Origin of the sequence: Mesorhizobium sp. AD1-1 (assembly GCF_020164655.1) — a bacterium.
Taxonomy (GTDB): Bacteria; Pseudomonadota; Alphaproteobacteria; order Rhizobiales; family Rhizobiaceae; genus Mesorhizobium; species Mesorhizobium ciceri.
On sequence record NZ_JAIUGP010000028.1, the window covers coordinates 1 to 18,943 of the forward strand.

Consider the following 18,943-nt stretch of genomic DNA (forward strand, 5'->3'; position numbering starts at 1 on the left):
CAGAACCTCAACTTCAAGGATGATGGCCCGAGCATCTCGACCACCGGCACCGAGCCGACGCTGACCGTCGACGAGTCCAACTTGGGTGCCAACAGTGCGGATTTCGCGACCGTTTTCACCCCAAACGCCGGCGCGGATAGTGACGCTATCAGCTATGCGCTCGGCATCAATCAGGTTACGAACGTTAGCGGCCTCACTGACACCTTGACCGGCCTGTCCGTCCTGCTTTTCGTCGAAGGCGGCGAGGTGGTCGGTCGTGCCGGTTCAGCCGCTGGCGATATTGTGTTCACGGTGAGCGTGGCTGTTGACGGGACCGTGACGCTCGATCAGGCACGTGCCGTCATACACTCGCCCGACACCGGACCGGATCAGCAAACATCGCTGGCAGCCGATGATCTCGTAACCTTGACGGCGATCATCACCGACGGTGACGGCGACCAGGCCTCGGACAGTGTCAACATCGGTACAAGCCTCGTCTTCAAGGATGATGCGCCGACGATCACAGTGCCGTTCGACGGTGACCAGAACGCCGGCAACGGTATCGGGACCCCCGAGACTCTGGCCAACACACTCAACGCGTCGGCCACCGGAGCCTTCGGGTACGACATCGGCGCGGATGCTCATCCGGCCGCGTTCTATGCGAGTGGTTCCGACTTTGTCGACCAGAATGGCGCGCTTGCCGGCGTCCAGATCGGGCTCACCGGCACGATCACCGGCGGCGGCGGTGGTAACATTCTCACCTCGGAGGTGACGCTGGCGTCGGAGAGCCTTACCTCCGCGACGTTCAACTTCACTTTCACCTACGACAAGGATCCGGCGGCTGGCACCCAGACCGGGACGGCGGGCGGCACCCTCGTCTTCGACAAGATTGCCGATACTTATACCATCCACCTGACCGACCCTCTCGAAGGCTTCAGCTTCGACGTTATCCACACCAGCCAACTCTTGTCCAAGGAGCCCCTCGGCAATACGGGCCACCCACAGATCGTGCTGGAAAAATTGCAGGCTGATGATCCGAATACGCCGGCTAACGAAAACTTCTACGTGCAGTTCACGGGCAACTTGATCAACAAAGCCAACCCGTTCAGCTTGACAGCCAATGGCGAGGGGTCATCCGGCGACGCCACCTTCACCCTAGGTGGTCACGAGATGGTGAGCAACGCCAATGAAAGCTGGGTATCCGCGACGCAGAGCACCAACGGTGTCGCCGGTGACACGATCCAGAAAGGCGAACTGCTCACATTGCGGTTCTTCGACAGCAACGTCGGTATCAACAGTCAGAACGAGGCTACCCAGCCGACAGCGACCGCCGGCACCATGGCCATCAAGTTCGATGGCATCGGCAACAGCGAGGATCTGATGCTGATCCTCAACCTGATCGACGACAAGGGCACGGCGTCGACGCTCGACGATGTCTCGATTACGAGGGCGATGTACGTGCAGAATGCCGACATCTTCAAGATGGGTCACGTCCCGGCCCCGTACAGCGGCGAGTTCACGCTCGACAACAATGACGGCCTCGTGATCATCGAGCAGAACGACTACAACGCGGCCGGCGAGCACTTCGTGTTGCAGGGTGTCCAGATCATGCAGTCGGGCAACGGCATCACCGGCAACAACACGGCAATCAACCTGAACCCGACGACCGGCGCCGGTGGCGGCAGCGATGCGACCACCAACCTGGTGAATTTCGACCCCACCGACAACGACGTGCTGAAGATCACGGACATCGGCTTCACCTCGACCTCGACCCAGACGCCGGATGCCCACCTCGACTTCGCCTTCAAAGTGGCGGACGCGGACGCGGACCAGACAGCGATGCAGCACATACTTGTCGACGTCGCCTGACACTGGCCAACGGGGGGCAGCCAATGCTGCCCCCAACCTTCCCGCACGAGATGTCATCCCGCACACCAGAGAAATAACGATGAAAACCAAACAACAGCCCCCTGCCCTGCAGGTGGTGATGAAAGAGGCCAGACGTGCCATCCGGCCGCTTGTCTGGTTCAGCGGCGGCATCAACGTGCTGATGCTGACCGGAGCGCTCTACATGCTCCAAGTCTACCACCGCGTGTTGTCCAGCCACAGCCTGGAGACGCTGGTGATGCTGTCGCTGATGGCGGCAGGGGCGCTCGCGGCAATGGCGGGGCTTGAGGTGGTGCGCGGGCGCCTGCTGGCTACCGTCGGATCGTGGATGAACGCGCGATTGGCACCGGTTCTCCTGACCGCATCGGTGGAATATGCCGCCTCGGCGCCAGGCCAAGCCAACGCCCGTCCGCTGCGCGACCTGGATCAAGTGCGCAACTTCTTCACCAGCCCCAGCATCTTCCCGATCCTCGACGCGCCTTGGGCACCGTTGTTCTTCGTTGCCATATTCTTCATGCACCCATGGCTGGGCTGGTTGGCGCTTTGCGGCGGGATCGTGCTGTTTGCTTTGGCGCTGCTCAACGAATACCTCACACGCAAGCCGTTGACCGAGGCCGCAAGCGCACAGTCGCGGGCCTATGTGCAAGCCGAGGCGGCGATCCGCAACGCCGAGGTCGTCCAGGCGATGGGCATGTTGAAGCCATTGCTGGAAGGCTGGAAGGCCCAACAGGACGAGGCCAACAAGGGACAGGTTCTTGCCGCCAACCGTGGCGGCGTCATCGCGGCTATCGCGCGTTGTCACCGGCTGGCCCTGCAAATGGCCATACTCGGCCTCGGCGCCTATCTGGTTCTTCGCAACGAGGCTTCACCCGGCATCATGATCTCCGCCTCGATCCTGATGGGTCGCGCCTTGTCACCGGTCGAGCAAGCGATCGGCACATGGAAGGCGACGGTGGGAGCGCGTGCCGCTTACAAACGCCTCACCGCGGTCGCCGGACAGCACCGGGAAGCCACACCGGTCCTGCCACTGCCCCGTCCGAAAGGCAGGTTTGAGGCCGACAACCTTGTGCTTGCCCGACAGGGTGGCGAGCACATCCTGAAAGGCATCAGCTTCCGTCTCGAGCCGGGTGAAGCGATGGCCCTGATCGGTCCGAGCGGGGCCGGCAAGACGAGCCTGGCGCGCATACTTGCCGGTGCCTGGCGCCCGTCGGGGGGGCGTGCCTTGCTGGACGGAACGGATGTTGCCCAATGGGCGGCGGAAGACCGTGGCCGTTATGTCGGCTATTTGCCGCAGGACATCGAACTCTTCGCCGGCACCGTATCCGACAACATCGCCCGCTTTGCGACGGTCAATCCGGCGGTCTTCCAGCACGTGATCAAGGCAGCGCAGTTGGCCGGCGTCCACGAACTCATCAAGGGGCTGCCGAAGGCCTACGGCACCGAGATCGGCGAGGCGGGTGCGATACTGTCGGGCGGGCAGCGCCAACGCATCGGGCTGGCGCGGGCACTCTACGGCGACCCCACGCTGCTTATCCTCGACGAACCCAATTCCAACCTCGACAGGGAGGGCGAGGAGGCATTGATTGCCGCTCTCGGCGTGGCCAAGGCGACGAACACAACCGTTATCCTGATCGCGCACCGCGCCAACATCTTGGAGAAGGTAGACAAGATACTGGTCCTCAACAGGGGTCAGCAAGATCTCTTCGGGCCGCGCGACCATGTCTTCAACGAACTCGCCAGCCGCGTCAGCAAGGTGGCCCATCTGCCCAAGGCTGCCCAGTTGCCTGCCCTCGAAGTGGTCAAGGAAACCAAAGAGGTCAAGGAAGCATGAGCCGCCCCCCGGAATTGAACGTCGTGCCGCTGCCCCTTCCGCCGCCCTCCCTGCTGCAACCGATGCCGCTGCGTCTCACAGGCGTGACCTGCACCGGGTTCGCGATCATGTTCCTGTTCTTCGGCGTCGCGGGAGGTTGGGCGGCCCTGGCACCGTTGGACAGCGCCGCTGTGGCGCCGGGCGTTATCAAGGTCGCCGGCGACCGCAAGCTGATCCAGCACCTCGAGGGCGGCATCATCGCGGAGTTGAACGCAGCCAACGGTGATGTCGTCAAGGCCGGCAAGATCCTCGTCCGGCTCGACGACACGCAGGCAAAGGCGCAGCTCGACCTGATCCAGAACCGGATAGCAACGCGTGAGGCGCTGGCCGCGCGTCTCAGGGCCGAGCGTGACGGCAGGGCCGAGATCGAGTTCGATCCGGCGTTGCTCGCCAACCCCGCCACCGCCGCAAAGGACGCGGTGTCCGCACAGCGCGACGTGTTCGCGGCGAAACACCACAATCTGGCGGACGAGCAGGAAATCCTCAGCCAGCGCCGCCACCAGACCGAGGAGGAGATAAAGGGACTGGAAGAGCTTATCGTCACCAAGGACAAACAGATCGAGGCGATCGAGGGTGAAACCAAAGACCTCGAGAGTCTGCTCAAGAAGGGGCTGACCACCCGCGAGCGGAACCTGTTGCTCAGACGACAGCAGCAGGAGATCGAGGGCGAGCGCGCCACCAATATCGCCGCAATCGCCCGCGCCAGAAGCGCCATGGCCGAGATCGACATGCAGATCCTGAACCTCGATACGGTGCGGCTCAACGAGTCCGTCGATGAGTTGAGCAAGGTCGAGGCGGAACTGTTCGACCTGAGACAGGAGGAGCGTGCCGCCAGGGACGTGCTTACCCGTACCGATGTCGTCGCACCGGTTGACGGCATCGTCATGGATCTGAAGGTCCACACCGCGGGCGGTGTCGTGAAACCCGGCGATACATTGATGACGATCGTACCGCTCGGACAACAACTCGTGGTCGAAGCCATGGTCAAACCGGAGGATGTCGAGACGATCGCACCCGGACAGCCCGCGCGTGTCAGCTTCCCGGCCTTCGCCCGCTACAACCTGCCGCCGCTCGAGGGTGTCGTGGAGATCGTGTCGGCTGACCGCATGGTTGAGGAGCGCAGCGGCGCACCGTATTTCGCCGCGACGGTTGTGATCGACAAAAGCGAACTCGGCAAGCTGGAGGGCCGCAAGCTGCTGCCCGGCATGTCGAGCGAGACGATGATCCGGACGGGGGCTCGCACCGTTCTCTCTTATCTCGCCGAGCCGATCACGCAGAACTTCCGCCGGGCCATGCGGGAAAAATAGCCGTACGCCGCCCAGCGAAATTCAAGACAGCAGCATTCGCCCGGCCGTGATCGCCAGGAAGAATGCAAAGGCAAGTTTCAGGTAGCGCGGGTTGAGCGCGTGGGCGAGCCTTGCGCCCAAGGGTGCGAACAGGAAGCTCACGGGCGCTATGATGGCAACCGCCGGCAGGCTGACGTAACCCAGGCTGAGCGGAGGCCTGCCTGCAATTGCGAGACCCGACCAGATGAAGCCGGCCACTGCCGGAAGCGCAATAAGCAGGCCAAGCGCCGACGATGTGCCGACGGCCCGGTGCACAGGAAAGGAAAAGCTGGAAAGCGTCGGCACCGAGAGCGTGCCGCCACCGATTCCCATGAGCGAAGAGACAAAGCCGATGACAGAGGCGATCGCGCGGTTGATCCAGCCGCTTTGCGGCAGGTGATCGGAGATCACGAAGTGCTTCGGCAACGCCATGTTGAGGGCCACCAGCAGGCCGACGACGCCGAAAACCAGCCGCAAGCCGGCGCCCGGGATGAACTTCGACGTGATGCCACCGATCAGGGCACTCACGAAAACGGCCGGTCCCCACAGAGTGAGCAGAGGCCGATCGACATTGCCGCGCCTGTTGTGCGACCGCATTGACGAGATCGAGGTGGGGATGATGACCGCAAGCGACGTCGCGACAGCCAGATGGCTGATCACAGCAGGCGAAAAGTGGAACAGGCTAAGCACCCAGAACAGCACCGGGACGATGACGATGCCGCCGCCGACCCCCAGCAGACCGGCGAGCACGCCGGAGGCCATTCCGGTCATGGCCAGACCGGCGACCAGCATTGCAATCGTCAGCCCGTCGAAAACCGACGTGTCGAATCCGAAGTCCACTGTGATTTTTCCTTGATTGGCCGACTGCGGCCTTGCGGATACATTTTTGGCCGCGCCTGTCCGCCCGTCGCGACCTGGGTGCAGATCGCCCGAAAGCGTACAGGGGTTTGGGGTGCGGAATGCTTTAGTGGCGCACCATCCCGGCGTCGACATTGAGCGTCTGGCCGGTGATCCAGCGCGCATCGTCGGAGGCCAGGAACGAGACCACATCGGCGATATGTTCCGGCTGCCCCTTGCCTTTCATCGCCTGAAGCATCTCGACGAAGCCGAACGCCTCATTGTGCGGGCTCGCCTTGACGCCGTCGCTCTCGACCAGGCCGGGCGTCACCGCATTGGCGGTGATGTTGTATTTGCCGAGTTCGGTGGCGAGCGCCCTGGTGAAGCCTATGACGCCACCCTTGGCTGCGACATAGGCCGCCATGTTCGGCGTGCCGGCAAAGAAGGTGTTGGATGCGATGCTGATCACCCGCCCAGCTTTGCCTGCCGCACGCATCTGGTCCGTGCCGGCGCGGCTGACGATGAAGGTGCCTGTCAAATTGACGTCGATGATCTTGCGCCAATGGTCGAGATCGACATCGTCCCAGGCGACGAACGGCACGATGCTGGCATTGTTGACCAGGATGTCGATGCCCCCGGTCAGGGTCTGGATTTCGGCGAAGAGTGCCTTGACGGAGGCCGGATCGGAAATGTCGGCGGCAATCGCCCTCGCCCTTCCGCCTATTGCCGCGGCCGCCGCCTTGGCGCCTTTGGCATTGATGTCGCTGACGATGACGATTGCCCCGTCGGCGGCGAGCCGCGCGGCGATCGCCTTGCCGATACCCTGCGCAGCGCCCGTAACCAGGGCCGTCTTCCCCGCAAGCCGTTCAGTCATGAAAATGCTCCCTCAATCCGTGGTGATATCTGTTCAGGCGTCGGCGTCGATCACGGCCAGCGCCGCGTCGATACCCCTGCCGATCGCCAGTTTCTGGCCGGCCGCGTTCATGGCGCCGCCAAGTGCCGTCAGCGCCGCGATCGCATAGATCGGCTGGGCGGTCGGACCCATATGGCCGATGCGCGTCAGCTTGCCCAAGGTCTCGCCGCGGCCAGACGAAAACACCACCCCGTAACGGGCGCGGGCAGCCTGGCGAAGCGCCTTCTCGTCGACACCTTCGGGCGTGCGGACAGCGGTCGTGGTCGGCGACGCGATGCTGTCGCTGGCCGCCCAGATCGACAGGCCCATCGCAGCAATGCCCGCGCGCATGGCCTTGGCGGTGAGCGCGTGGCGCGCCCATACCGCCTCCGGCCCCTCATTGAGATAGAGGTCGAGCGCGACATCGAGCCCGTTGATCTCCGAGACCGACGGCGTGAACGGAAACGGCTTATCCCGCGACCACGCATGCTCCCAATCGACGATGCTCAGCATCGACGCGCGGGGGGCTGCCTCGTTGCTCTTCATCTTGGCCCAGGCCCGCTCGCTGACGCCCATCATCGTCAGGCCGGGAGGCGCGCCCAGGCATTTGTTCGGGCCGGTGACATAGATATCGGCCTTGCAGTCCTCCGGGTGCGTCTGCATGCCGCCAAAGGACGAGACGGCGTCGACGATGAGATAGCCGCCATGCGCTGAGACCAGCGCGCCGATGGCGTCGATCGGATTGATGGTGCCGGACGGCGTGTCGTGGTGGCAGACGGAAACGACGGTGATCTCCGGGTGCGCCTTCAGCATTGCCTCGACCGCCTGCGGATCTATCGCCTCGTTGTAGGGCACCTCGATCTCGAGCAGATGTGGCGAATAGCGCTTCGCCCAATAGCCGAACCCCTTGCCGTAAACGCCGGAGGCAAGGTTGAGCACGACATCGTCCGGCGTGATCAGCGAGGCCGCGGCGGCCTCCAGGCCAAGCACCGGCTCGCCATGCAGGATGACCGGCTTGTTCGACAGCCGCATCGCCTTTTGCGCCTTGTCGACCACACCCTCATAGAAAAGCTGGAACGCCGGGTCGTAGTCGTAGAGCACCGTGCGGCCGAGACCGCGCAGCACTTCGGCATAGGCGTTCACCGGTCCCGCGGTCAGGGTGATGACCGGATCGGCGTGTTCGAGATAGCGCATCGTCTTGTCTCCGGATTGGCGGCGGTCAGCCGTAGAATTGCGTGCCGGTCTTGTAGGTCTTGAAGTTGTCCATGTCGTGCGAGTACATCAGCTCGGCGCCATGGTCTTCGGCGAGTTTCTTCACCTTGCGCATCGAATTGACGCCCGCCACCGGATCGATGTGGAAGGCCGCCTGGCACAGCGTCTCGAGGCTCTTCTGCGTATAGGCCGCATCGATCGTGAACATGATCGGCTTGCGCTTGGGGAACTCGACCAGCAGGCTGTAATGGCCGATCGAATGGCCGGGCGTCGAGATCAGCCGGACGCCCCTGGCAAGCTCGACGTCGCCATCAATGCCTTCAAAGGTCGAATTCGCCCGTGTCGTTCCCGCAAGCAATTGCCCGGTCGCGCCACGCGCTTCGGCAGCCTCCGCCGAAAAACTCAGATCGGAATAGCCGAGATGCTCGAAAGGTTCGGGATTGCAGGCCTGCGGCACCTCGGTCCGGTGGCAGATCTTCTTGGCGTGCGGAAAATACTTGTTGCCGCCGCAATGATCGAAGTGGAAATGCGAATTGACGACGACGTCGATGTCCTTCGGTTCGAGGCCGAGCAGCGCCAGGGCGCCTGGGATGGTCTGGTGCTTTTCCTGGATCGGCTTTTCGAACGGCAGCACCTTCATCACGTGATCGTAGTCGTAGCCGGTGTCGATGAGGAACCGGCCCTCGGCATGTTCGATCAGGATCGAATAGACCGGGAAGCGCACTTCGCCGCCAGGGCCGCGGTTCCAGAACACATGATATCCGTCGAGAACGAGCGAGCCGCCGTCGAGCAGGTAGACCTTGGTATCCGACATTCTTGCCTCCTTTATTGGCGCGGGTCCCGTCCGCGCATGAATTGTCCTCAGCGCGCGCCGCGCTCATATGGAATGCCGAGCGCCGCCGGCAGGCTGGCGCGCCGGCCGAACAGCACCAGCATGATCATCACCGCCAGGAACGGCAGCATCTGGATGATGTCGGTCGGTATGTTGATGCCGGCCACTTGCATGGCCGTCGTCAGCGACAGGCAGACACCGAACAGCAACGCGCCGAACAGCACCCAGATCGGGCGACCGCGCGCCAGCATGGCCAGCACGATGCCGAGAAAGCCCGCGCCATTGGTGATGAACGGAATGAACAGGCCGGCCCCGACATTGGCGAGATACGCGCCCCCGAGCCCGGCCAGCGCTCCGGTCGTCAGCACGGCGATGGTGCGGGTCCGCACGACATCGATGCCGGCGACATCGAGCGCGGCCGGCTTGTCGCCTGCCGCCTGCAAATTGAGGCCCAACTGCGTGCGCCGGTAGATGTAGCCCATGCCGAAAACCAGCGCGACCGCCAGATAGACGATCAGATGATGCTTGAAGAATGCAGGCCCGATGACCGGAAGGTCCGAAAGCAGCGGAATGACAGTCGCATCCGCCGCCGGCAGGCGCGGATAGCTGCGCGAGAACTGGAAATGGTGGAGCAGCGCCGTCAGGCCTTCCAGCCCCAAGGTCAGCGCGATGCCGATGACGATCTGGTTGAGCCCGATGCGCACGCAAAGCAGCGCCATGACAAGCGCCACCGCAGCACCCCCGGCGGCGCCGGTGAGAAAGCCCAGCCACAGCGACCCGGAATAGAAAGCGCCGACAAAGCCGAGATAGGCGCCGGCCAGCATCATGCCTTCGATGCCGATATTGAGCACGCCAGCCTTCTCGGAGATCTGCTCGCCGAGCCCGGCAAGCAGCAGCGGGATCGCTGCGGTGACGGCGCCGAACAGCAGCGCGCTGAGAAAGACCTCGCTGAAGAGCCCGGTCATGCCCTAGGCCCTCCGCGACTGGTTGTATCGGTGATCGAAATATTCGGCGAGCGCGAGCACGATCAGCACGATGGAAACCAGCACCAGCGTGAAATGATTGGGCACGCCGAGCCGGCGCGCCGCGCTCTCGCCGCCGATCGAAAGCACCGAAAGCAGGAACACGAAGCCGATGGCCGCAAAGCCGTTCATACGGGCGAGAAACACGGCGGGTATCACGGCAAGCCCGTAGGCGGGATTCCAGTCGGCGCGGACATTGCCCTGGACGCCGATGATGTCGACGGCGCCGGCAAGCCCGGCCAGCCCGGCCGAAATGGCGAAGACGGCGACGGTCAGGCCGGGAACGCCGAGCCCCGAGTGAACCGCCGCTCGTGGATTGGCGCCGACGATCCTCAGCTTCAGCCCGAACGCCGTGCGCGTCATCACCAGATGCACGATGACGATCGCCGCCAGCCCAAGCAGCAGGCCACTGGTGATGGTCGTTTCGAACAGGCGCGGCAGCCGGTCCTCCACCGGCAGCGTGCGCGTCTGCGGCACGGTCGTGCTTGGGTCGCGAAACGCCAGCTTGACCAGCACATTGGCGAGCGAGGTGCCGAGGAACGTCATCATCAGGGTGGTGATGATCTCGTTGACGCCCTGATAGGCACGCAGCAGCGCCGGCACCAGCGACCAGATCATCGCCACCACCATGGCGATGAGGAACGAGCAGACCAGCGCCAGCCAGGCTGGCATGATCTGCACGAACACGGGAGCGCTGGCAGCCGCCGTCACCGCGCCAAGCAGGAACTGGCCGTCGCCGCCCAGATTCCACATGCCGGCGCGAAAGGCGACGATCAGGCCGGCGGCGAGAAACAGCAGCGGCGCCATGCGCGTCAGTGTCTGCTGGATGCCGAGCGGCGAGAACAGTCCCTTCTCCAGCACGAAGCCATAATAGGCCAGCGGGTCGACGCCGACGGCAAGCAGGATACAGCCGGCTATGACCAGCGCGATAAGGATCGGGCCGAGCGTCATCAGCAGCCGATGCAGGATGTCGCGGCGCGTCGCTGCCCCGCTCGTGGCATCGAGTGCGGTGGCGCTGACCGTGGGTGCGGTGTCGATGCTCATGCGGCAAGTCCGATCATCAGGCGACCGACCTTTGTGCGGGCGTCGTCTACGTTCTCGACGGTGCCGACCAAAGCGCCGTCGGCGATGACGGCGATGCGGTCGCACATACCAAGCAATTCCTCGAGGTCGGTGGAGATCAGCAGCACGGCAAGGCCACGCGCCGCCGTATCGCGAATGCGCTGGCGCGACGCCAATGTGTTGGTGAGATCGAGCCCATAGGTCGGCTTGTTGAAGATCACCACCTTGGCGCCTTCAGCCAGTTCCCTTGCCAGAAGCACCTTCTGGATGTTGCCGCCGGACAGCCGCGCGACGGGCGTCTTCAGGCTCGGCGTGCGCACGTCGTATTCGCGCACGAGCTGCGCGGCGCGCTTGTCGATCTCCGCGCGCTGCTCGACGCCGTTGCGCCAGAACGGGGCCGCGCCGACCTGCTTGAGGAAGAAATTGATCGAGACCGGGAAGGTGCCGACAGTGCCCTCGCCCAGTCGGTCGTCGGTCAGGTAGCGAAGGCCGCGCCGGCGGCGCTCGCCGACGCTCAGCGTCTCGATGGCGGCGCCGTCCAGCCGCACCGAGCCGCTTGTGGCTGTACGCTGGCCGGCCAGCGCTTCCGCCAGCTGCTTCTGGCCGTTGCCGTCGATGCCGGCTATGCCGAGGATCTCGCCCGGGCGGATGTCGAAGGAGATCGACGACAGGCCCGGCGCATTGTCCGTCGCCGCTACCGCCAGGTCCGTCACCTGAAGCAGCGGGGCAGCGCCGGCGCGGGCAGTGCGGACAGGACGCTCGACGGCTTCCGGGTCATCCTTCTGCTTGCCGAACATCAATTCCACGATCTCCGAGACGATCTCCTGTTCGCCCAGCGTGCGAAACCGCTCGGGTGGAATCTCGCCGACCTTGCGGCCAAGCTTCAGCACCGAGATGCGGTCGCCGAAGGCAGCCGCCTCCTTGAGCTTGTGGGTGATGAAGACGATCGCAAGGCCCTGCTCGACAAGGCGGCGCATCAGCGCGCCCAGTTCGTCGATACCTTTCGGCGTCAGCATGGAGGTGGACTCGTCAAGGATGAGCAGCCGGCTGTTGCGCAGCATCGCGCGCAGGATCTCGACCTGCTGCTGCTCGCCGAGCGACAACTCCGATACCTTGGCTTGAAGCTTGACGGTGATGCCGAGCGTGCCGGTGATCTCGGCGACGCGCGCCGCCAGTTCCTCGGTCCTGGGGCGCTGCCACCACGGCCCGCCAAGCAGGAGGTTCTCCGCCACCGTCAGCGTCGGCACCAGCATCATGTGCTGGAATACGGTGCCTATGCCGAGTGCCAGCGCATGGCGTGGCGAGGTGATCGGCGTCGGTTTGCCGTCGACCAGTATGCGTCCTTCGTCAGGCTGCTGCAGGCCGGACAACATGCCGATCAATGTCGATTTTCCAGCGCCGTTCTCGCCCAGCAGCACATGCACTTCGCCCGGGCGGATCGACAGGTCGACGCTGTCATTGGCAACGATGCCGGGGAACCGTTTGGTCACGCCTTCAAGCGCGACGATGTCGCGCCCGGCAACGGACGATGAAGAAAAACCGCTCATGAAGCCCAGCACCAAAAAACAGGAATCGTCCGGAGGGGTGAACGGATCACCCCTCCGGCAGCCGACCATGATCGCCTTACTGGGCGACGCTGGTCATCAGTGCCCTTACGGCGGCCGCGTCATAGACCGGCTCGACCTTGATCTTGCCGGAAATGACGTCCTCGCGCAGCGCCTGGATTTCCGTCCAGACATTGTCCGGGATCGCAGCGGTCTTCAGCAACTTGACCGAGTCGTCCTTGAGGCCGATCGTATAGTGTTTGGTGCCGAACGTGTCCGCCTTCAGGTCGGCAATCATCGCCGCATAGACCGGCTCGATATTCCACACCACCGACGACAGCAGGAAGCCCTTGTCGATCGGTGACTTGTCGCCGATGACGTCGATGAAATAGACCTTGCCGCCATCGGCTGCCTTGGTCGTCTCGACCGCCTGCAGCATGCCGAAGCTCGAACCGTTGCCTTGGCCGAAGATGATGTCGGCGCCCGATGCGATCACGCTTTCGGTGACGCGCTTGCCGCCGGCCGCATCGCTGTAGGCGGCCGGGCCGATCACCGCGTAGGTGATCTTGACGTCCGGGTTCTCCGCCTTCACGCCTTGCGCGAACGCCGCCGACTGCGAATTCCACGATGGCGGTTCGCCCGAGACGACGATGCCGACCGACTTGGAACGCGACACCTTGGCGGCGAGACGGCCGGCGAGATAGGCGCCCTCGTGGCCGCTCAGCGTATAGTCGGCGACAAGGCCCTTCTCCAGGCCGGCTGGCGTGTCGACGATTGCCACCGGAACTTTCAATTCCTTGGCGATTTCAGGCGCCGAGGTGTTGTAGCCGCTGGCATGCGCGATCAGCAGGCTGGCGCCGTCGGAGGCAAGTTCCCGCAAGGTCGGGCGAACATCGCCATAGCCGAGGCCCTGGGCCACGACCACTTCGACGCCGGCGGCCTTGCCAGCCGCCTTGGCGGCATCGATGCCTTGCTGGTTCCAGCCATAGTCCGTGCCTTCTTCGGGCGTCAGGATGGCGATCGACTTGACCTCACCGGCAAGCGCGCCGCTCAACAAGACACTGGTCAATATAACTGCACTTACACTGCTCTTAAGAAGCTTTAACATTTTACCCTCTCTGTTGTTTCACCAATCAATATTCTTATTGTTATTGCGCGAAAGCGAGATAGACTGCCTAGGAAAAATTACATTGTGGAGCTCAGGCAAAGTGAAGATCCGTTATGCCCTTCCGGTGATGCTGGCGTTATCGTCCTTCGCCAACGCGGTTGAGTTGCACCATGTCGCCGTCCGCACCGGCACTGACGGGCTCGACATGGTTCCGTTGACGATTTCGAATGCGGGCAGCGAAGGCCTCTCCTGCAACGCCGACTTCGCCCACTGGTATTCGGCCGGGATCGCAACGATCGAGCCGGGCAAGAAGACCCGCGTCGAGCTCTGGTTCGATGCGAAGACCGGCACGTTCACGATCCTCAACGGCAAGCGCGAGAACCTGCCCGTCGAGCGGCTGTGGTGCGGTCTGGCGAGCCGAGCATATGCCACCCGCGTGCAGATCACGCTCGACCGCACCGATGCGGCGAAAGGCGAGCGTGATGTGTCCTGCGCCATGGCGCAGGACAGCCTGGTCTGCCGGTAGGCGCTCATTCCTGCGTCCGTTCGAACATCGCGAGCCTCTTATTCTTTCGCCAGGAACGCGTCGGTGAAGACGTCGTCCGCCAACAGAGCCGCCTTGAGCACGCCCTGGTCCGTCAGCGTCTTTAGGGTCTCCTCCCACTGCGTCTTCGTCATCCAGCCGAGACCGTGTTCCTTGGTGTCCGGGCTGGTGAACGTCGAGGCGATGTCGGCATTGATCTGCGCCAGCAGTACGTCCTTCTTGTCCGCATAGCCGGGCGCTGCCTTGGCGGTGATCTCGGCGGCCTCTTCCGGATGAGCCACGACATAGTCGAAGGCCTCCCTATATGCCTTGACGAAGCGGCGCACGACGTCCGGCTTGTCCTTGATCATCGCCTGCGAGGTGAACAGGCCGGAGCCATAGGCTTTCCACCCATAGTCCGCCCCCATCATGATGCTGAGCGAGCCCGGGCCCCCGGCCTTCGCTTCCAGTTCGGGAACCTCCGCATCGATATAGCCGACGACCGTCTGAACCCGGCCAAGCAGCAAATAGCTTTCATAGGGAGGCGAGACGCTGTTCAGCGTCATGTCCTTTTCGGTCAGGCCATTGGCGGCCAGGAAGCCTTTGAAGAAGATGTAGGTGGAACCGGCCGGATGAATGCCGATGGTCAGTCCCTTGAGGTCGGACGGCTTGGTGAGCTTCAGCGTCTTGGCCAGCGAAATGATCCCCAGCGGCGAGTGCTGATTGACGGCTGCCAGCGCCACGACCGGGACATTCTGCGACCGTGCGACGGCAAGCGTGGGAAGATCGCCGAACCCGAAATCCGCGTTCTCATTGCCCACCAGCCGCATCGCGTCCGGCGAGCCGGATCCCTTGCGGATCTCGGCCACATCGATGTCGTTCTTGGCGAAGAAGCCCTTTTCCTTGCCGACGAAGAACATGGCGTGATTGCCGCGCACGACCCAGTCGAGCTGGACGTTGACCTTGTCCGCCGCCAGAGCCGCGTTGGAAAAACCGAGTGCTGCAACAAACGCCGCGAAGGTAGCGGCCTTGATAAGTGAGCGTCTCAGCATTTTTTGTTCCCTTTTATGAATTGGTTGATCGAGCGGGCCTAGGATTGGCTGAATTTCGGCGCCCACGGCACCACGATGCGTTCTAGGATTTCGGCGGCGTAGTAGAAGGCGATGCCAAGCACGGAAACGAGCAGCAGCGCTGCGAAGACCAGCGCCGTGTCGAGCTGGGTCGACGCGAACTGGATGACGTAGCCGAGACCGTCCGACGCCCCGGCGAACTCACCGACGATGGCGCCGATCACGCTCAACGTGGCGGCGATCTTGGTTCCGGCCATCAGGTTCGGCAGCGAGTGCGGAACGCGGATCCTGAACAGGATCTGCGTCGGGCTGGCCCCGACGGAATTCATCAGCGACAGCAGCGAGCGGTCGACCGATTGCATGCCCGCCAGCATGGAGAGCGTCACCGGAAAGAAGGCGATGACCAGGATCAGGCCGATCTTGGGCGCCAGCCCATAGCCGAACCAGAGGATGAAGATCGGCGCGAGGGCGACTTTCGGCACGTTCTGGAACAGCACCACCAGTGGATACAGCGCGCGTCCCAACCAATCGAAGCGCACGATGACCAGCGCAATGGCAATGCCGACCACGACCGAGACCAGGAAGCCGAACAGGATCTCGCCCGCCGTCACCAGCGTCGCCTGCATCAGCGTGCCCCATTGCGCCACCAGCGACTTCGCGATCTCGGACGGGGCGGGAATGATGAAGGCGGATATGGCAAAGATCCGCACCGCGGCTTCCCACGCCACGATCGTCACCAGCAGGAGGATGACAGCCGGCAGCCAGCTGCCGGTCGCCGCACTCCAGCTGGAGGCGAGGCGCGGCTCGGAAAGGTCGGTGATGGGTTGGTCGCTCAAGACGCGCCTCCCGGTTGATGGCTGGAGCGCAGCATCGTTCGCAACTGGACCACCAGCCTGACGAACTCCGGATCTTCGGTGACCGACAGGTCGCGCGGGTAAGGCAGCGCAATGTCGAGGCTCTCGGTGATCCGTCCCGGCTTGATCCCCAGCACGTGAACATGGCGCGACAGATGGATGGCCTCGTCGATGGAATGGGTGACGAGCACGATCGTCTTGCCGGTCCGCTGCCAGATCTCCAGCAGCGACTGGCCCATCGAATCGCGGGTGATGGCATCGAGCGCGCCGAACGGTTCGTCCATCAGCAGGACCGCCGGATCGAGCGCCAGGGCCCGTGCAATGGCGACCCGCTGCCGCATGCCGCCCGACAGCTCGTTTGGCCGCTTGTGGGCGCTGTCGCCCAGCCCCACCAGTTCCAGCATCTCCTGCCCGCGCGCCCGCAGATCCGAGCGCGAGAGCGACTTGTCGGCGATGCCGAGCAGCATCGAGGCATTGTCGACGGCGTTTTTCCAGGGGAGCAGGTTGGCGTCCTGGAAGACGAGGCCGATCATCCGCTTGCGCGCCGCCTCGACCGGCGCGAGCCCGGCGATCGAAACGCTGCCCTGGGTAGGCTGCACCAGCCCGGCCAGCACCTTGAGCAAGGTGCTCTTGCCACATCCGGAAGGACCGATAAGGGAAACGAATGATCCCTTTGGCACCGAAAGATCGATGTTCCTGAGGATCAGCTGACGGGCCATGACCACCGAAACGCCCTTGGCGGAGATTAGATCGTCATGGCGGATATGGGCCGGCCTGTCGCCGGCGGCTCGGATGGTTTCAATGCGCATGGCTTGTCGCCCCGCGCGCTGTTTTCTGCCGCACCCGCACCATCTTGATGGCGAAGGCGCCCTTCACACAAACAGCCGACCGGTGGAACTCCTCAAACCGGCTGGCCCTGTGCGCACCATGTGACATTGGCTACTCCCGGCCTTCCAGGATGCGCCGCACCGCGACGAGCTTGCGCGCCCGTTCACCTTGCAGCGCCTTTGTCTGCTCGGGCGTGTAGGCAAACATGCCCTCGCCCGACTTGATGCCGAATTTCGACGCAGCCGTCTTCTCCAGAACCATCGGCGCCACATCGTCGCGGTTGGAGAGATCGGCATTCAGGAAGGACGAGACGGATTTGTAGATATCCAGCCCCGCCATATCGAGCAGCGCCATCGGGCCGATGACGGCGATCTTGTAGCCGATGCCCCACGACACGCAGGTGTCCAGGTCTTCCGGCTCGATGACGCCGCGCTCGACAAGATCGACCGCCTCGCGCAGCAGCGCATAGAGCACGCGGTTCTCGACGAAGCCTGGAACGTCCTTCTTCACCACCACCGGCAGCAGGCCGATCGAGCGGATGAGATCGCGGATAGCAGCCACGGTTTCAGGCGCGGTCTTCTCGCCGCCGATCACCTCGATCATCGGGATGATGTGCGGCGGGTTCGACCAGTGCATGCCGACCATCCGCTCGGGATGCGAGATATGAGCCTGCAGCTTGGTGATCGGGATGCCCGACGTGTCGGAAGCGACGATGACGGACGGGCCGATCAGCGGATCGATGTCACGATAGGTCTGCGCCTTGATGTCGATATTCTCGGGCACGTTCTCGATCACCAGTTCGGCGCCATCGACGGCCTCGGCGATCGTCTCGACGAAACGCACTTTGCCGGCCCCAGTCCCGGGCGCCTCGATGTCGAGACGGTCGAGCACGCCGCCGGCAAGATCGAGCATGCCGCGGGCGCGCTCGATTGCCCCTGGCGAAACGTCATACGCCGTCACATCGAGCCCGCCGCGCGAAAGCCGCGCGGCGATGCCTGGACCCATCGTTCCCAGTCCGATGAGAGCGGCGCGCTTGATCATCATGCGGCCTTTGCGGGAGCAGCAGTGGTTGCCGCCTTGAAGGCCGGCCGAGCGGCGATCGCGGCCACCCAGCGCTCCAGATTGGGCATTGACGGCCGGTCGATCTTGAAGTCGACGCAGCGCTTCAGGATCGGCGCGCAGGCAATGTCGGCAAGGGTCAGCTTGCCGAGCGCCAGGAAGTCCTTGCCGGCCAGGTGGCCGTCGACGATCTTGAGCTGCGCGACAAGGTCCTTCACTTGCTCCTTGTATTCGGCGGTCTGTTCCTCGGGCGTGAGTTTGGCGCCTTTGAAGGCCGCCAGGTAGCCCGGATTGACCGCAGCCAGCAGGAAGTCCATCCAGCGCTCGACCTCGGTCTTTTCCGCCGGCGTGGCGCCATTCAACTGTTCGCCGCCGAATGCCGCGAGATAGCGCAGGATGGTGTTGGACTCCCAGATCACGGTGTCGCCGTCGACCAGCGTCGGCACCTTGGAGGTCGGGTTGAGCGCCTTGTATTCCGCCGTCTGCGTGTTCTCGAACTGGCGGCCATAATCCTCGCGCTTGTAGGACGCTCCCAACTCTTCGAGCATGAAGAGCACCTTCTGGACGTTGCCTGATGTCTGGCGGCCTAACAGCTTGTACATGTCTTATCCTCGCTAGTGTCCAGGGCCTACTTGCTCGCCGGCAGCGGCTTGTAGACGATGGCGTCCATTTCGATCTTGGTGTTGATGACCGCTTTTGCCTCGACGGTCGTGCGCGCCAGAACGGCGTCGCCGATCCCTTCGAGGAACGCCTTGTTGTAGCGGCCGAAATCGCGCGTATCCTCGAGATAGGTGGTGATCCGCACGACATCCGACAGCGTCGCGCCTTCATGGGCGATGACGCGCGCGATGGTCTTCAGCGTCGCCAGCGTCTCTTCTTCGATCGTGCCGCTGATCATGTTGTTGTTCTCGTCTTTCGGCACCTGGCCCGAGACGAAGATGAAATCGCCGGCACGCACCGCCGGATGAAACGGCAGGTTCGGGTTCTTGTTGCCGATGGCGTAGTGGCTGGCGGATTTTCGCGTGCTATCGCTCAACAT

General features: G+C 63.5%; 18 protein-coding genes. 4 read left to right on the forward strand and 14 right to left on the reverse strand.

Annotated elements, in window-relative coordinates; genetic code table 11:
- The 3 genes from LB519_RS30650 to LB519_RS30660 all read left to right on the forward strand — a co-directional run.
- Positions 1-1,848: DUF5801 repeats-in-toxin domain-containing protein (locus tag LB519_RS30650; protein ID WP_224621904.1), on the forward strand; the 1,848-nt coding region annotated here is incomplete at its 5' end.
- A gap of 79 nt (positions 1,849-1,927) precedes the next feature.
- The gene (locus tag LB519_RS30655) at positions 1,928-3,697 is read left to right on the forward strand and encodes a type I secretion system permease/ATPase (protein WP_063168888.1); all 1,770 of its coding nucleotides are present in this window, start codon (positions 1,928-1,930) and stop codon (positions 3,695-3,697) included.
- Positions 3,694-5,043 (forward strand): HlyD family type I secretion periplasmic adaptor subunit, encoded by a 1,350-nt coding sequence (locus LB519_RS30660; RefSeq protein WP_013529875.1) that lies wholly within the window; start codon positions 3,694-3,696, stop codon positions 5,041-5,043. Before LB519_RS30655 ends, LB519_RS30660 begins: the two co-directional genes overlap by 4 nt.
- Positions 5,044-5,064: 21 nt before the next feature.
- Here LB519_RS30660 and LB519_RS30665 read toward each other — a convergent pair whose 3' ends face one another.
- From LB519_RS30665 to LB519_RS30700, 8 genes are all read right to left on the reverse strand, one after another.
- Positions 5,065-5,901: a sulfite exporter TauE/SafE family protein gene (locus LB519_RS30665; RefSeq protein ID WP_082826541.1), complete on the reverse strand. Its 837-nt coding sequence runs from the start codon at positions 5,899-5,901 to the stop codon at positions 5,065-5,067.
- 124 nt (positions 5,902-6,025) lie between these two features.
- A complete protein-coding gene (pldH, locus tag LB519_RS30670) occupies positions 6,026-6,772 on the reverse strand; it encodes a pyridoxal 4-dehydrogenase, SDR-type (RefSeq protein WP_063168889.1) in 747 nt (248 codons plus the stop codon).
- A 33-nt stretch (positions 6,773-6,805) separates the two neighbouring features.
- Positions 6,806-7,984 (reverse strand): pyridoxamine--pyruvate transaminase, encoded by a 1,179-nt coding sequence (gene ppaT / locus LB519_RS30675; protein WP_063168890.1) that lies wholly within the window; start codon positions 7,982-7,984, stop codon positions 6,806-6,808.
- A gap of 25 nt (positions 7,985-8,009) precedes the next feature.
- Positions 8,010-8,816: a 4-pyridoxolactonase gene (gene pldA, locus LB519_RS30680; protein WP_013529871.1), complete on the reverse strand. Its 807-nt coding sequence runs from the start codon at positions 8,814-8,816 to the stop codon at positions 8,010-8,012.
- Positions 8,817-8,863: 47 nt separating this feature from the next.
- Entirely contained in the window at positions 8,864-9,799 is a 936-nt protein-coding gene (locus LB519_RS30685; RefSeq protein ID WP_024505120.1) for a putative B6 ABC transporter permease subunit 1, read from the reverse strand.
- A gap of 3 nt (positions 9,800-9,802) precedes the next feature.
- Positions 9,803-10,900 carry a putative B6 ABC transporter permease subunit 2 gene (locus tag LB519_RS30690; RefSeq protein ID WP_013529869.1) on the reverse strand — a complete coding sequence of 366 codons (1,098 nt, stop codon included), beginning with the start codon at positions 10,898-10,900 and terminating at the stop codon, positions 9,803-9,805.
- Positions 10,897-12,465, reverse strand: a complete 1,569-nt coding sequence (locus tag LB519_RS30695) for a putative B6 ABC transporter ATP-binding protein (RefSeq protein WP_063170327.1) — start codon at positions 12,463-12,465, stop codon at positions 10,897-10,899. Before LB519_RS30695 ends, LB519_RS30690 begins: the two co-directional genes overlap by 4 nt.
- Positions 12,466-12,541: 76 nt before the next feature.
- On the reverse strand, positions 12,542-13,570 hold the full coding sequence (locus tag LB519_RS30700; protein WP_013529867.1) for a putative B6 ABC transporter substrate-binding protein: 1,029 nt from the start codon (positions 13,568-13,570) through the stop codon (positions 12,542-12,544).
- 100 nt (positions 13,571-13,670) lie between these two features.
- Between LB519_RS30700 and LB519_RS30705 the strand changes: the two genes are divergently transcribed.
- The gene (locus tag LB519_RS30705) at positions 13,671-14,096 is read left to right on the forward strand and encodes a hypothetical protein (RefSeq protein WP_013529866.1); all 426 of its coding nucleotides are present in this window, start codon (positions 13,671-13,673) and stop codon (positions 14,094-14,096) included.
- A gap of 38 nt (positions 14,097-14,134) precedes the next feature.
- On the opposite strand, the gene LB519_RS30710 is transcribed toward LB519_RS30705, so the two are convergent.
- The 6 genes from LB519_RS30710 to LB519_RS30735 form a co-directional block, all read right to left on the reverse strand.
- Positions 14,135-15,145 (reverse strand): ABC transporter substrate-binding protein, encoded by a 1,011-nt coding sequence (locus LB519_RS30710; RefSeq protein ID WP_224621905.1) that lies wholly within the window; start codon positions 15,143-15,145, stop codon positions 14,135-14,137.
- 38 nt (positions 15,146-15,183) lie between these two features.
- Positions 15,184-15,999: an ABC transporter permease gene (locus tag LB519_RS30715; RefSeq protein WP_224621906.1), complete on the reverse strand. Its 816-nt coding sequence runs from the start codon at positions 15,997-15,999 to the stop codon at positions 15,184-15,186.
- A complete protein-coding gene (locus LB519_RS30720; protein ID WP_013529863.1) occupies positions 15,996-16,826 on the reverse strand; it encodes an ABC transporter ATP-binding protein in 831 nt (276 codons plus the stop codon). The genes LB519_RS30715 and LB519_RS30720 overlap by 4 nt, the downstream gene beginning before the upstream one ends.
- Positions 16,827-16,956: 130 nt before the next feature.
- Positions 16,957-17,886 carry a 5-formyl-3-hydroxy-2-methylpyridine 4-carboxylate 5-dehydrogenase gene (fhmpcd1, locus tag LB519_RS30725; protein ID WP_318011984.1) on the reverse strand — a complete coding sequence of 310 codons (930 nt, stop codon included), beginning with the start codon at positions 17,884-17,886 and terminating at the stop codon, positions 16,957-16,959.
- Positions 17,886-18,506, reverse strand: coding sequence for a glutathione S-transferase family protein (locus tag LB519_RS30730; protein WP_013529861.1), 621 nt, complete (start codon positions 18,504-18,506; stop codon positions 17,886-17,888). Before LB519_RS30730 ends, fhmpcd1 begins: the two co-directional genes overlap by 1 nt.
- 26 nt (positions 18,507-18,532) lie before the next feature.
- Positions 18,533-18,943: a RidA family protein gene (locus tag LB519_RS30735; protein ID WP_013529860.1), complete on the reverse strand. Its 411-nt coding sequence runs from the start codon at positions 18,941-18,943 to the stop codon at positions 18,533-18,535.